This is a genomic window from Citrobacter sp. Cs237 (assembly GCF_030332325.1).
Classification (GTDB): domain Bacteria; phylum Pseudomonadota; class Gammaproteobacteria; order Enterobacterales; family Enterobacteriaceae; genus Citrobacter_A; species Citrobacter_A sedlakii.
Genome location: NZ_JAOWIB010000105.1, coordinates 103380 through 116081, shown reverse-complemented (window position 1 = coordinate 116081; position 12702 = coordinate 103380). Strand labels below are relative to the sequence as shown.

General features: G+C 54.0%; 17 protein-coding genes. All 17 read right to left on the bottom strand.

Annotated features, from left to right (window positions below; all coding sequences use genetic code 11):
• Window positions 1-19 precede the first annotated feature (19 nt).
• The gene (locus OGY07_RS13245; protein ID WP_286601094.1) at window positions 20-451 is read right to left on the bottom strand and encodes a tail fiber assembly protein; all 432 of its coding nucleotides are present in this window, start codon (window positions 449-451) and stop codon (window positions 20-22) included.
• A gap of 2 nt (window positions 452-453) precedes the next feature.
• The gene (locus OGY07_RS13240) at window positions 454-2211 is read right to left on the bottom strand and encodes a phage tail protein (protein WP_286601092.1); all 1758 of its coding nucleotides are present in this window, start codon (window positions 2209-2211) and stop codon (window positions 454-456) included.
• Window positions 2204-2767 carry a phage tail protein I gene (locus OGY07_RS13235; RefSeq protein WP_206255685.1) on the bottom strand — a complete coding sequence of 188 codons (564 nt, stop codon included), beginning with the start codon at window positions 2765-2767 and terminating at the stop codon, window positions 2204-2206. The genes OGY07_RS13240 and OGY07_RS13235 overlap by 8 nt, the downstream gene beginning before the upstream one ends.
• Window positions 2760-3677 carry a baseplate assembly protein gene (locus tag OGY07_RS13230; protein WP_205612181.1) on the bottom strand — a complete coding sequence of 306 codons (918 nt, stop codon included), beginning with the start codon at window positions 3675-3677 and terminating at the stop codon, window positions 2760-2762. The genes OGY07_RS13235 and OGY07_RS13230 overlap by 8 nt, the downstream gene beginning before the upstream one ends.
• Window positions 3661-4014: a GPW/gp25 family protein gene (locus tag OGY07_RS13225; protein WP_181822709.1), complete on the bottom strand. Its 354-nt coding sequence runs from the start codon at window positions 4012-4014 to the stop codon at window positions 3661-3663. Before OGY07_RS13225 ends, OGY07_RS13230 begins: the two co-directional genes overlap by 17 nt.
• Window positions 4015-4052: 38 nt before the next feature.
• A complete protein-coding gene (locus OGY07_RS13220) occupies window positions 4053-5171 on the bottom strand; it encodes a contractile injection system protein, VgrG/Pvc8 family (protein ID WP_286601086.1) in 1119 nt (372 codons plus the stop codon).
• 1 nt (window position 5172) lies between these two features.
• A complete protein-coding gene (locus tag OGY07_RS13215) occupies window positions 5173-5388 on the bottom strand; it encodes a tail protein X (protein WP_286601083.1) in 216 nt (71 codons plus the stop codon).
• Window positions 5363-5824 carry a phage tail protein gene (locus tag OGY07_RS13210; RefSeq protein WP_502872430.1) on the bottom strand — a complete coding sequence of 154 codons (462 nt, stop codon included), beginning with the start codon at window positions 5822-5824 and terminating at the stop codon, window positions 5363-5365. The genes OGY07_RS13215 and OGY07_RS13210 overlap by 26 nt, the downstream gene beginning before the upstream one ends.
• A 5-nt stretch (window positions 5825-5829) precedes the next feature.
• On the bottom strand, window positions 5830-7647 hold the full coding sequence (locus OGY07_RS13205; protein WP_286601079.1) for an AAA family ATPase: 1818 nt from the start codon (window positions 7645-7647) through the stop codon (window positions 5830-5832).
• A gap of 114 nt (window positions 7648-7761) precedes the next feature.
• The gene (locus OGY07_RS13200; RefSeq protein WP_181822704.1) at window positions 7762-8049 is read right to left on the bottom strand and encodes a phage tail assembly protein; all 288 of its coding nucleotides are present in this window, start codon (window positions 8047-8049) and stop codon (window positions 7762-7764) included.
• Window positions 8050-8104: 55 nt separating this feature from the next.
• On the bottom strand, window positions 8105-8611 hold the full coding sequence (locus tag OGY07_RS13195; RefSeq protein ID WP_181822703.1) for a phage major tail tube protein: 507 nt from the start codon (window positions 8609-8611) through the stop codon (window positions 8105-8107).
• Entirely contained in the window at window positions 8608-10077 is a 1470-nt protein-coding gene (locus OGY07_RS13190; protein ID WP_286601075.1) for a phage tail sheath C-terminal domain-containing protein, read from the bottom strand. Before OGY07_RS13190 ends, OGY07_RS13195 begins: the two co-directional genes overlap by 4 nt.
• 38 nt (window positions 10078-10115) lie before the next feature.
• Window positions 10116-10733, bottom strand: a complete 618-nt coding sequence (locus OGY07_RS13185) for a phage baseplate assembly protein V (RefSeq protein WP_181822701.1) — start codon at window positions 10731-10733, stop codon at window positions 10116-10118.
• Window positions 10726-11280 (bottom strand): hypothetical protein, encoded by a 555-nt coding sequence (locus OGY07_RS13180; protein WP_286601072.1) that lies wholly within the window; start codon window positions 11278-11280, stop codon window positions 10726-10728. The genes OGY07_RS13185 and OGY07_RS13180 overlap by 8 nt, the downstream gene beginning before the upstream one ends.
• An 8-nt stretch (window positions 11281-11288) precedes the next feature.
• Window positions 11289-11951 (bottom strand): hypothetical protein, encoded by a 663-nt coding sequence (locus OGY07_RS13175; RefSeq protein ID WP_181822699.1) that lies wholly within the window; start codon window positions 11949-11951, stop codon window positions 11289-11291.
• A gap of 1 nt (window position 11952) precedes the next feature.
• A complete protein-coding gene (locus tag OGY07_RS13170; RefSeq protein WP_181822698.1) occupies window positions 11953-12309 on the bottom strand; it encodes a head-tail joining protein in 357 nt (118 codons plus the stop codon).
• Window positions 12309-12644, bottom strand: a complete 336-nt coding sequence (locus tag OGY07_RS13165; protein WP_286601068.1) for a DUF2190 family protein — start codon at window positions 12642-12644, stop codon at window positions 12309-12311. The genes OGY07_RS13170 and OGY07_RS13165 overlap by 1 nt, the downstream gene beginning before the upstream one ends.
• Between the last annotated feature and the right edge of the window lie 58 nt (window positions 12645-12702).

Below are 12702 nucleotides of genomic sequence, written 5' to 3'. Positions count from 1 at the left end.
AACCAGTAGCACAGAATGTTTATCGTGGTTGCTCTGGCCAGTCAACCGGATTAGCTGAAGTATCTGTCACAGCCACTTGTTGCGCATGTAACATCCATTGAATTAAACGCTGTCTGTCTTCGTCACTAATAATCCCTAAGGCAAGTTGAGTTTGCCAAATCTGAGTTTTTTCCCTGATTTCTCTAAGAAGTTCCTCTTTTTTATTTTCAGCAAATTGAATCAGTTCTTGCTTAGTTAACGGAGCGGGTTCAGAAAGTATTGGTTCGCCATACTCATTTGATATTATGAGTTTTCCTTTCATCAGACCTTCCATAAGGTAGTTATACCATTTCTCTGATATCGCCACAGCATCACTGGGCCACGAGTCTACAACATCATAATCATCTTTTAATGATAATGGGTAGAATGAATTATTGCTTGCACTATAGTAGTACTTAATTTCCTCTGACATAATTAATATCCTATAGCCATCCAATAAACCCCTCTATTTCTATCAGGGTCATGTGCCGACACACTACATCCAGTACGTGACACATTATATACAAATTGAACAAGATTCGGAGACCATTCGGGACTACCATCAATATTAATAACTACTGAACAAACCGCAGAGGGAAAGGCAATAGGGAAAGTAATATAAGCATTCCTGTCCCCTGCTTTTTTCACATACCCCCATTGAGTAATTATTCCAGTAGTGGCATCTTTGTGCCAGCCATTGGCTGCTTTAGACGCAGAATTTTTTAATTGATAACGCGCATCTGATTCAGATTTAGTATAAGCCTGACCTGCTGGCGTATAATTCCCTTTTGCCTGATACCGGGCATCAAAATTTCCATAGTTTCCCGGAACCAACTGTCCTGACGGGCATTGAAAATTCCCCTCAACACTCAGGAAAGCTTGGCCATCTGTTCCATTCTCTGTTCGGCCTTTATTAATCATATATATTCCGAACTGGTGATTGCCCAAGCCGCCTAAACAAAAATGACGATCCTGATGTTCCTGCCGAACGATTGCCGACGCTGAGTTAGTGCTCACAATTTGCTGACCTGTAAAACAGCGTTGCTCACGCATGTTAATCCATGAGCCTGACCAGTTGGCAACCTGAACAGCATCTCTTATAATACGCATCGACTGAACATTGTTAGCGATAACATCCAGAACACCGTCACCATTCTGCTTAAGGCCAGTATCATTGTCACCGAGGGCAATAGAATTGCCGCCCAGAGTGTTATCAGTGCCAAGCCCCAGACCGCCAGATATATTAACGCCATGATTTACTGAAACCTTCCCCGATCTTAGATTGATGGAAAATGGGCGCAGTGGGCCGAGTCCGCCAGACTCCCCCTGATTTTCTACAGTCGGAATGAAATGAAGAAAATCCTCAGAACGACGCATAATCAGTCCAAATGCGTCGTCATAAATTCTCAGGGCGTCAGTTGCACCTATTTTTAGCTGGCCTGTCATTTCATCGCCGGATCTCTGGACTGCGCCAGCTGCTTTGTCTACCGTTTCCTTCAGTCCAACATTCTGAATAAAAAGCGACTTGTTCGGAATATCAGCCCCATTCCGCTCTTTCGCCAGACGTGCATTCGCGTTATCCATTGCGATTCTTACTGCCGCAGGAGTGGCCCCCTGCGTTTCACTGGTACTGTTAACAGCGCTGTTGAGCTGCACCAGCCCTTTTCGCTGGGTCGTTGCATCAAGAATACCAATCGACTCCCGGGCTTCTCGCTGCGAATCATCGCCACGCGCTTTAATTTCTTTCAGGTTTTGATCGATACGCAGGAACAGACCATCGCCCGTGGCCACATTCAGGGTTATGTTTGAAGTGTCGGATACTGCCAGGCGAAACTGCATGTTTACACTGACACCGCCAACAGGTTTGTCGATGGCTGGACAGTTCGCAACAGCATAAAGTTCACCTGCATCTGTCAGCAGACCGACCTCACGCACCGTAAAGCCCCCCATTCCTGTGGGTAGGATAATTTTCGCCATTAACTGTGTTGATTGATCCGGGGATACAATCAATTCAGCGATAACTCCCCGGAAGGTTTCATTCACCAGCCTGATTTGCTTCGGATCGGGTTTGATCTGCTGGCCGTTACTGTCACCCACTACAAACTGCGTCAGTACAATCGGACGACCGCTGGCAAGGGCCTCTGCTTCCAGTTCCTTGCCCCGGTTGGTGATAATTGAATAATAATCAGCCATGAGATCCCCCGGCAAAAATGTCAACGTCAATATGCGCCGTCGTCGCGCCAGAAATATAAAAGGCCCCGTCCATCCCAACTTTAGCGAGCACATCGATCTTGCTCAGATAACTGCGCAAATTCTTTGCCCTGTCGGTCAGTTGACGGATTTGATGGTAGAGAGAATCGCTGACACCCTGGCTGCTCTGCACTTCAATACGAAAGGTATATGGTGCTGCACGCGGAGTATCCTCCCACCACTCCACAACTGTGGTTGGTAGATCGATTGATCCCAGTGAACGCCTGACAGCGCCTGCAGTACCGCGGTGCTGGTGAACATAGGGCGCATCTTTTATCACCCGCCTCTTCTGCGCCTCTGTCCAGCTGTCATCCCAGAAATCAACAGCGCTTTCCCATGCCAGCCACGGAAGAAGATGCGCCGGGCAGTCGTCGGCATTCTTCACCTTGCGCACCATATCGGTATCCAGTGACGTGATTAGCTCCGTTGCGGCCTGCTCCTGCGCGCGTTCTTCCCTAAAGGCACTGGGCGGCAACAGGGAGCGAAATTTATCAGCCATTACCACTTTCCTCCTCTCGCGTAACATTAATCGCGGTACACCACGGTGCTTTGCCGGCTTCGGCTTCCAGATCTGCAACCGGGGAAATCAGTTTCACCCTTACAACACCGGCCTGCTGCAGCGCAGCATAGATTGCTGAAAGAGGGATGACGGCTTTTATTCGGTGAGAAAGGATGGTGTATGCCTGTAAAACATCAGTCGCATTCTTCAGCACCGTCTGCGCGTCCGGTCCGTCCGGTATTTGAAGTCTGGCGGTCACTTCATACCTGACGATCTCTGCACTTTTAACTGTCACATAATCAGTTAACGGGCGGACTTCATCAGCGTTCAGATTGCGTCTGACAGCTTCCAACAGCGTTTCCCCCGCCGTACCATCCCCTTTTCGCGACAGAACGTAGATATCTACTTCGCCGGGGCGATTGTGGGTTTCCGGACCATAGGCATCCGAGTCCAGCACATCGGTGTCTGCTGATTTGGCATGGAAGCGGTATGCGTTTCGCGCACCGGCGGTGTTTAGCTGCGCCCATGAAAGCTGGATGCGCTCACGGAAAGCGTCATCGTCTTCATAGACAGGATCGACGGGTGGCACGGCATTCGGATCACCCGGCGTAATAACAAGCCGTTTAACATTAAACGCCGCACCGAGTTGATCGAGATCGTCACCTTTTGAACTTGCAAGAAATACTGCCCGGACAGCGTCATTGACACGCTGGAAAGCCAGCATTAACTGATAAGCTGTTATCTCTCCCTGTTTGTAGGTCGGATCCGATTCCACCAGCGCATCAAATGCCGGATCCAGTTCGCGCAGGCGCGCCAGCCAGCGGGTAAAAATATCTGCGGCATCCGGTACCACTATTGCATCCGGTACCGCCAGGGCGGACAGGTTAATCACGTCATAGCTGCTTGCCATAAATCGGTATGCCTCCGGTGCTGACAGGAAGATTGTTTTCTTTGTTAATCCCTTCGATATCCACCACACACCCCGTTTCATCTGCCGGGAAAGAGACGGCCACGCGCGTGACCTTTAGCCGGGGTTCCCAGCGCGCCAGCGCCGAGGCGGTCGCTGCGATAATGCGCAGCCTGGTCAGGTCATCACGGGGGTTGTCTACCAGTAAAAACAGGTTGCTGCCATAATCACGGACCAGCAGACGGCTGCCGACGGGCGTGGAGAGGATGTCGCTGACCGACTGACGCAAATGGTCAATACCGGACAGGCGTTTACCCGTCCGGCTGTTTACGCCGTTCATAGTATTTTTCCGTATCGGGTCCGCCGGGTGGCGGAACGTTAGCCGAAGTAATCCGGGCCGGTTTTATCCTTGTTGCCGGATTTTTTAGAGGATTTTGCAGGTTTGCGAATATCAACCACCAGGTTGTATGTGTAGCTGAACCCGGCAGGTGTCAGGGAATACACCAGCGATTCCACCACCCAGGTACGATCCTCCCGCTCACCAAAACCGGAGGTAGACACTCCAGATTCTGCCGTGAGAGGAACATGCTTAGGGCGACACGGGCCAGAAACTGTCATTTTCTGTTCATTGCGTAGGGCCTGTGTCTTTTTTGATTTAGCCTGCTGGTCAGCCGTGGCCTTCACCGGCTGGGTATAGGGATTAGCCATCGAGGGACCATCATGGTCAACCGTGGTGGTTTTGGTCTTCCCATCCGCTTCATCGTAATACCGCACACCGATTTTGCCCGATGACTTACCACCACTGCCGGTAGCTTTCCCCGTAGAACTTCCCCGTTCCCCCTCACTGTATGACCAGTTCGATACTTCATCCGGGGTGATGACCAGCGCATCAGTTTGCCTGCCAGAGGCGTTCGCCGTAGCGCCTTGCCTGAGAAACAACCAGTAGCCGCCGGAGGGTTTGCTTACAGCGTTCCATGTCCTGGCAAGGCGGGTCAGCAGATTGGCGTCGGATTCTGCCACCTGGTCGATATGATCGATATGAATATCAGCAAGCTCTGAGGCCACTTTGGGCTTCAGCCCGTTTTCAATAGCAACGGTCTTGACCAGATCCGCCAGCCGCAGATTATCCCAGCTGCGCGTTTTATGGCTAAGCACATCGCCTGGCTGTTTCTGCGCGTTCATCGGCGCCGCGGTGGCATATATCTCGATACGACGTGGCGGGCCGCTGCTGCCAACACCGGACACCACGAACCAGCCCTTATCCACTAACTGGTCGTTAAAGCCCAGCGCGACACTTAGCCGTGCCCCTTTTGTCGGCAGGGACAGCGTTTCCGACAGAAGAGTGATTTTCAGCTCATCCGCCTTTGCCGTGGAGCCGCCGTAATCGGTGAGTGTCAGCTCCGTTAGGCTTTGCTGTAGCGCGCGGGTAATGTCTTTCCCTTCGGCGCTAACACTGTATGCGGGCGCATATTCTGGTTTAACAATCTGTTCGGTCATTTTAATCCCACAGGTTGAATGCAGATTCCTGAACGGGCGGAGACATATCCGGCAATGTGATAAGCAGACCTGACGGATAAACTGCCCCGCGGTCAGCCAGCCCCGGATTCGCTTCCAGTACCTGCGTCACAATATAAGAGAGGTTTTCCGTGCCGTAACGCGCTGCACAAATCGCATCCAGCACATCACCGTCACGGGTTTGATATATCGTCTGCATAATGTTTCAGCGTCATCGTCCAGTTTTTGTTACGGTGGCCGCCGCCTGGCAGAAAACGGCTGGTTGTATCGGAGAAGTCGATTACCACCCACCAGCCCAGCACATCGCCTTCGCCACTGACCAGTTGCTGTGGCTTTTTCTGATCGGCGAGGTCGTAGAGATCATTAACAGCATCCACCCCCTTACGGAAGAAAGCATGCGATTCCCCCTCGAGTCGGACGGTTCGCCCCGGCTTGCCGGTATACTGAAGCAAGTCCTGTTTGCCGATCCGCTCCTGCTCGCTCCATCGCCAGTTGGCCTCGCGGGTCAGTTGGTTGTAAGCCGTGGTATCGATGGAAAAGGCAAAGTCACCCAGCATCATCATCACCCTGGCCGCCTGCGCGCCACGAACAGCGCTGGATCCGGACTGCTCGAAATCTTCAAAGACAGGTATGATTTCACTCACCAGATTTGCCCTCCGTCCAGCATACTGCTGTCACCCGTAAATGCCGGGTTGCTTTTCGTCACTGCTCCCACCTCATCAGCAATTACCCGTTCGTCCTGTCCTGGCGCACCGTAAATTTCAAACCGGTATTCAAACTTACGGTTATCGGTAAGTTGCCGCTGTGGGGGGGGTTTATCAGCCATATCTAATCGCTGTAACAGTGTGTCCCAATTATCTGCTCCAGTCTGTCCCTGTTCATGGCTCGTCTGCTCGGCTATCCCTGCAGAGACAGGCCAATCCAAGTTGACACTTATGGCCGATGGGGCGGATGACACTGCAGTCAGCGCACCATTCTCCCGGAAACCTACCCCGCCCCCCGTCTGCGTGCCGGGTTGCTGACGGTTGCCCTGCAGTGAGGTGTTCCAGTCAAACTGTGTACCGCTGTTCTCCGGCGTCACATACTTATCGAGTGTGGAGTTGAACGTCTCCTCGTCGTCACGGAAAAAGCCTCGCGTATCGCGATACGATTTTTTCACATCATCCGGCAGATCCGGTTTTTCCTTAAGCTGCTGCTCAAACCATTCGCCCTGACCGTTACGCTGCGCGGTGATACGGGCAATATCGACTGAGCCTGTCATTGCCAGTGATTTGAGCACGTCCCGTTGATCGCCTCGCTCATCCGGCAGTAGCCAGGAAAGTTTTTTCGCGAGCGCGTAAGCGACCTTCCCGACAAAAACAATTCCCTGCCCGAAGGTCAGTATCCCAGGGTAAAGATCATTACGCAGGAAACTGACAATGCGCTTAATCCCGCCGCCCTTAAACCACTCTGCCAGATCGTCGGTCAGTCGGCGGATGTCCGGGGCCAGTTCGTTCCCCAGTTGTCCCGAAATCTCTGCAACTGCGGAGGAGAAGACAGTGCGCAGGTTCGTGACGGCGCGGTTGCCCGCCATCGCCCCTTCGGCGCCCTCTTTCGTGACGAGGTTATACCGCCGCTGCTCGTCCATCAGGTCGCGGTAACTTTTCCCGGATTGTTTCAGGAGCATCAGCAGTTTGCTGGCCTCACCGCCAAACAACGAATCCAGTGCAAATGAGGCTTTCGACTCATCCTGCAGGCTGAGCGCACGCTCGACAATTTTTTCAAACTGCGCCATATCGCTTAGCCCGGCCAAATCACCCGCCTTAAATCCCAGCGTCTCAAACGCATCCTGCAGTGAACCCTGCTTGCCGTTCTGCTTGTACTCCCCCGCTTTGTGGAGGTACTCCTCGAACAGGTCGCCTATATTCTCCCCATTCATGTCGTACTGTTTTGCGAGCGTGTCCCAGGCATCAAACGTCGGAATATCAACGCCATAACTTTTTGCCACACCTGCGCGCCGGGCCGTTTCCGCGTTGGTGGCTGCCGGGGCGATCAGGGTACCCAGTGCGGAGGCCACCACGCCCCCGCCCCCAATCGCCAGCCCCGGCGCCACCATGCCGCCCAGTTGTCCAGCGATACCCAGACCGCGGCGAAACAACCCTTTCCCGGCGCCTCTGAACGCCGCCAGGCGCTGTGCCTTTTGCATCTGCTGGTTCAGCTTCTGCTGTTCGGACTCCGTTTTACGGATTTCACGGGACACTTCACTGTAACGGCGTTTCAGATCGCCCAGGCTTTGCCCTGACAGCTTTGCTTTCTTAATCTCCGCCGCCAGCTTCGCCTGGTCTTTGGACAGTTTTTCTGATTGCTTCCCGACGTCCTTCAGGCTTTTTTGCAGACCGTTCGCTGAACGGTTCCAGGTACTGTCGATATTGCCGCCAAAGGTAATGACGGCCTTAAGATTCTGGCTTAATCCGGCCACGATTTACCGCCTCCACTTCGTCGGTGAGAAAATCAGAAAACACGCTGAATGGCATGTCCAGGTATTCCGTCATGGGGAAATGCAGACGCCGCCCCAGAAAGCGTATCGCCCGCCTCAGACCTCTTTCGGACGCTCCGCGGGCGGGAGCATAAAAACATTAAAAGCATCCAGCAGTTGCGCATAATCCGCCGCGGTCAGTTGCCATATATCCTGTTCGCTGATATTGCAGAGGAGCGCAATCATGCGTGCTTCTTTTTCTTCTTCGCTGCCGCGGTCTTTAGAAAAAGCGATACGGTCACGTACCAGCGGCTCGCGCAGAATCACCTGTTCAAGAAGATCACCGTTTTCAAGCTGAACGGGCGAATAAAGTTTGATGACGCGGGTTTCACCGGGAAAGCTCATAAAAACTCCTTAAAGTAAAAACGGCCCACAGGCCGTTGATAGTATGAGGGATAAATCAGAGGCGAACTTTTGCCGCCAGACCAGAAAGCACGTCCACGCCGTTCACCCGGCGCGCAAAGCGCTCAGTATCAATGGCAAAGAGTTCACGGCCATCTTTGGTCTGACGGTAATAGCTCACAGCAATATCAACTGTGATGGCATTTTCAGACAAATTGTCCTTCCCGCGCGCATCCGGCGTAACCGTCTGCACAAAACCTTCAATTTCCTCGATAGTACCGAGCGCGGTACCGTTCGCCAGGTAACCCTGATACGCCGTAAAGCGTGGGCGACTGCCGCTGACAAAACCGAACGCTGTCAGCATGTCCGTATCGATGCCGTAAAACTTGACCTGGCACGTCAGGGCCTCCATTCCGTCATCAACGGGCGTCGGTGCATCCTGCGCGCCGGTACGAAGATCTGTTTTAACGACTGCCAACGACGGCGGCGTAAACTCATGCGCCCCCTGAATGCGGATCCCCTGCCGGAAGAAGGTCCAGACGCGTAATGTGTTTTTTTCGCTCATGCTGCCAGCATCTCCTCAAGCGCATAGTTGTTATTCACCCGGACGCGCAGGCTGATAAGCTCAGTCGGCGATTTCGGACCAAAGTCATAGTTGATGTACAGGACACCTGCCGCCATGCTTTCTGCGGTATTCAACTCTTCATCCAGCCAGGCGCGACCGCCGAATATGGCACCGAGTCCAATCAGCTGCCGCATATAGGCATTGATGGTGCCGATAATGTCGTCGGCGTTTTCCCGGTCCAGCGGGCGGTCAACGTATTCCAGCATTGTTTCCTGTATGCTGTCCTCGATGACGTCAGCAGTGCGGCGAACCGATTCAAAGCGCCACTGCGGGTTGGTACCACACAGACGGTTGCCCCAGTGCTTAAACCCGGCACGACGGATAATGGTGGACACGTTCTGCATGTTGAGCAGGTTCGCGTCGCAGTTTTCATCGCCGAGAATAAACTCGTCGATCTGCTCCACGCCGAGGATATTGTTGATGTCCTGGTTGGATTTGCTCCACCACCATCCCTTCTCAAAGTCGATGCGCGCACGCAGCCCGGCAGCAAATGCCGAATACGGGCGGTAGACCAGCTGGCCATCAGCGTTGCTGACCTGCACGCGCGGACGCAGCAGCTCGGTGCGGGCACCATATGACTGGCGGCGCTGCACCACTTCCTGCAGCGTGGCGCCGGACTCACAGTCAACATACGCCACAGCCCGCAGCTTGCCAGCAACGGTTTCCAGCGCCTTGCCCACCGCATCATCCTCACTGAATCCCGGCGCGATGACGATACGAGGCTGATACGTTGTCACGGATTTTGCAGATGAAAGCTTGCCTGTCCCGGCCAGTACCGCAGCACGTTGTTTAGTCGCATCCGATTCTTCTGCCACACGCACCACCACAGTCAGGGCGTTACGCTGATCATTGATTTCCGTCAGCGCCTGCTTAAGCGTGCCTTTGTCCCCAAGGCGAGAGAGCATCGTCGTGCCTGCGATCGCCACCGGCGTATTCAGCGGAAAAGGTTCATCTTCACCACCAGCCAACTGGATACTGAACGGTGTGACAATACCGCTGCCGCTTCCTTGTGCGGTCACTTTCACATCAGCCAGTGCGCCCACCGCAGTGACAACCTCTGCAGGTGTTGCCGTCAGTTTTCCCGTATCATCACAGCCTAACGTGATGGTCAGCGTTAATGCCGTAGCATCCCAGACCGCAGATGTGTCCACCCTGGCTGGATTTTCCGCATCCGGGATCCCGGCTACAGCCTCAATCACCACAACGTTGCCTGACCTGCCCGCGATCGTCGCGGCAAAGTCCACAACGTTATCCATAATAGGGGTTCCGGTGGTGGCACTTGCCGGGGAACCGGCTGACGCATCCGGAGCAGTCCCCACCAGGCCGATAATCGCGGTCTGGATGGTGGTGACCGCCACAGTCCCTGAGGTTAGTTCTATTGTTTCAACGCCATGTAACTGAGACATGTTTTTTCTCCAGGCATAAAAAAACCTGCCGTAGCAGGTCACATTTTCTGATTAGGTTGCTTAGTGGTTCCGCCACTGTCTCCGGGGTGGTCGTGACTGTTAAAGGTTTTCCGGATCCCGCTCATACTGCCGGTTTTATCCGTAATTTCCTGAGAGGCGCCGATGTTACCTTTCACAGCGGTATCGGCGTTTATCTGCGTTTTTCCCTGTACCGTCAGGGTATCGGTGATCTCCACCGGGCCGTCCAGCGTACCTTTGCCAATAATTTTATAGGTACCGTTCTCCGCCACGGTGATGGTCAGAGCATGCTCGGCACGGTCATACCGGATTTCGGTACCATCGCCGTAGCGGGTGATATGTTCACTGTTACTGCCCTCCGGTACCGGCAGCCCGCCGGTATTCCAGCCGGGAAACACCCGGCCATTGTTGAGCTCGCCAGCCTCAGACAGTACTGTCACAGCATCCCCAACCGCGTACGGATTGGAGTCTGCCCGGTTCATACCAGAAAAGCCCTGGCAGAGAGGCAGCCAGCCGGTGATGTTGTCGCCCAGATCAACCCGGCATTTAGGGATCCGGTCATGCGTGACAGAATGAATGACGCCGCGCCGTACAATATTCGCCAGCCGGCGCTGTAAATCTCCTTCAATATCATTCATCAGGCTCAGCCTCATAAATCAGTCGGTAGTCATCAACATGTGCGCTGCCAATGTCCGGCGCCTTGCCGAGCCACGCCTGTTTGAGCGGTGCGTTCATCTGAGCAAACGGATCCGCACCAAAGGCGGCGGCCTGTGTGTACGAAATGCGCCAGACAAGGTAAGCATCCATTCGTGGGTCAAACTCATCGCGCGCAGCGTCGATAAAAATGGCAGGCTCCAGATTTGTCAGGCCAAATTGCTGGCCATCAATCCACTGCGTAATGTCCGCAGCCGCAGTACGCAGAAAAATTTCCGGGCGGCTGACACCGTGGCCGGCGGCATCCACTACCACGAACAAATCACAGGACAGGTTTACGTTGAGTTGCCCTTCATTACCGCCCCCCTGCTCCCAGCCATTAATGGAAAAATACACCGCAGGTGTGGACAGCCCGGAAAAGCGCGGTATGTTTTTTTCCGGATAGGCATCGGCGTCGCGCACCCACGCAATTTCTTTCAGCGCGCTGGTGACGGCATCGTGATATTGCCCCAGCAATAAAGGCTCAGCCATAAGCCACCTCAGACAGATATACGGGCTTTCACTCGCCCGCGCAGATCAGTTTCAAAGTGATGCATAAATATCTCCATCGCCTCCGCAAACGCGTTGTCCTCGATGTAGTTCAGCATCGGCTCATATATGTCGACTTCCGCTTCGCGGGTGCGGCGGGTGTCCGGATCACGGATTACCACCGTTCTCCTGTTTTCCCGTCGGGAGCGAGCCACTTCTCCGTTTTCATATGTGCACGGGGAAAGCAGACTGCCCTTAGGCGTAAATCCGGCGTTTTCCGCCTGGCGCCGCGCCTTAATAAAACGCCCTGTGGATTTATCCCGCCGGGTGTGATGAGGCCTGACACGCCCGTTAATGCGTCCTTTAAGGTCTTTAACTTTGATGGCGTTGAGGCCAAACCACAGACGAAAATTATCCAGCTTTGACTGAGAGGCGCGATCGAGACGAAAGGAAAGAAGACGGCGACGCACCAGATCAAGACTGCGTGGTGCCAGGCCGCTTTTCAGATCAGCTACCGCTTGTTTGCGGAGCGTCGTTGCCGTTCTGGTCAGGGCGCGGGAATACGCGGCCCGGAATTGTTTATGGGTGGCCCCGATGTGCTCCGCTATCCTCCAGATGGCATCCACATCGATATCGACAGGCAAATCCCGTCGCAGTCTGGACTCACGCGCCATATCAGCTCCACTTATTGATAGCCGGCTGCACCTTACCCGGTGCGCCATACGCCAGTGTGACGCGGGTACGGCCTTCTTCATCAGCCCCGACATGCGTCACACGATAAGCCGTACCGTTGATCTCCACACCGTGATGCTTCTCAAGTCCCGCGATATCGGAGGTCATTGCGCTGAATGCCGGAGAACGATCCTGAATTTGCCCCCCGCCCGGAACATCTACCGGGGCATCAGGCGTCTCGAAAATCACGTTAACAGGACGCAACTCAGCGTCGATAGACAGGACGGCAGGCACCTCTTCGGCAAATGCCCGGGAGATCCGGACATCCGCGTTTAACAGGCGTTGACGAAAGCGGTTCATCAGTAACCCAGCCGGACCGGAACAGATTCTGCATCCGCAGCAGCAGCAGCCCAGGCTGTACCCGCCAGAGGGTTGGGTGCAGCTTCCTCTCCCGCTTCCGCAGTCAGTTTACCGTCGGCCAGATACAGCTTCTGGCCGACAGTGACCGCTTCCGCTGCCTTTGGCAGAACGAACACGCCCGTTGTATGCAGCACGCCCCACAGCCCTGCCGGGATGTCATCGTGAGCGACGCCCACCAGTGCCCCTGAAAGCACGGCATCGCCTGAGTGAATATCGGTCACGCCGGTATTCTGAAAATCAAGAGTGTTGCCGTCCTGCTGATAGTTATTCGCCATGTTTTTTCTCCATAAGAGGATAAGGCGGCCCGCGCCGCCTTCAGGGATAAAAAAAACC

Excerpts from the sequence above, each read along its gene's own strand:
- OGY07_RS13200 (WP_181822704.1), bottom strand. The coding sequence starts at position 8,049 with ATGAGCTTTCCCGGTGAAACCCGCGTCATCAAACTTTATTCGCCCGTT.
- OGY07_RS13175 (WP_181822699.1), bottom strand. The coding sequence starts at position 11,951 with ATGGCGCGTGAGTCCAGACTGCGACGGGATTTGCCTGTCGATATCGAT.
- OGY07_RS13245 (WP_286601094.1), bottom strand. The coding sequence starts at position 451 with ATGTCAGAGGAAATTAAGTACTACTATAGTGCAAGCAATAATTCATTC.
- OGY07_RS13230 (WP_205612181.1), bottom strand. The coding sequence starts at position 3,677 with ATGGCAAGCAGCTATGACGTGATTAACCTGTCCGCCCTGGCGGTACCG.
- OGY07_RS13215 (WP_286601083.1), bottom strand. The coding sequence starts at position 5,388 with ATGCAGACGATATATCAAACCCGTGACGGTGATGTGCTGGATGCGATT.
- OGY07_RS13180 (WP_286601072.1), bottom strand. The coding sequence starts at position 11,280 with ATGGCTGAGCCTTTATTGCTGGGGCAATATCACGATGCCGTCACCAGC.
- OGY07_RS13220 (WP_286601086.1), bottom strand. The coding sequence starts at position 5,171 with ATGACCGAACAGATTGTTAAACCAGAATATGCGCCCGCATACAGTGTT.
- OGY07_RS13165 (WP_286601068.1), bottom strand. The coding sequence starts at position 12,644 with ATGGCGAATAACTATCAGCAGGACGGCAACACTCTTGATTTTCAGAAT.
- OGY07_RS13195 (WP_181822703.1), bottom strand. The coding sequence starts at position 8,611 with ATGAGCGAAAAAAACACATTACGCGTCTGGACCTTCTTCCGGCAGGGG.
- OGY07_RS13225 (WP_181822709.1), bottom strand. The coding sequence starts at position 4,014 with ATGAACGGCGTAAACAGCCGGACGGGTAAACGCCTGTCCGGTATTGAC.
- OGY07_RS13170 (WP_181822698.1), bottom strand. The coding sequence starts at position 12,309 with ATGAACCGCTTTCGTCAACGCCTGTTAAACGCGGATGTCCGGATCTCC.
- OGY07_RS13240 (WP_286601092.1), bottom strand. The coding sequence starts at position 2,211 with ATGGCTGATTATTATTCAATTATCACCAACCGGGGCAAGGAACTGGAA.
- OGY07_RS13185 (WP_181822701.1), bottom strand. The coding sequence starts at position 10,733 with ATGAATGATATTGAAGGAGATTTACAGCGCCGGCTGGCGAATATTGTA.
- OGY07_RS13235 (WP_206255685.1), bottom strand. The coding sequence starts at position 2,767 with ATGGCTGATAAATTTCGCTCCCTGTTGCCGCCCAGTGCCTTTAGGGAA.
- OGY07_RS13190 (WP_286601075.1), bottom strand. The coding sequence starts at position 10,077 with ATGTCTCAGTTACATGGCGTTGAAACAATAGAACTAACCTCAGGGACT.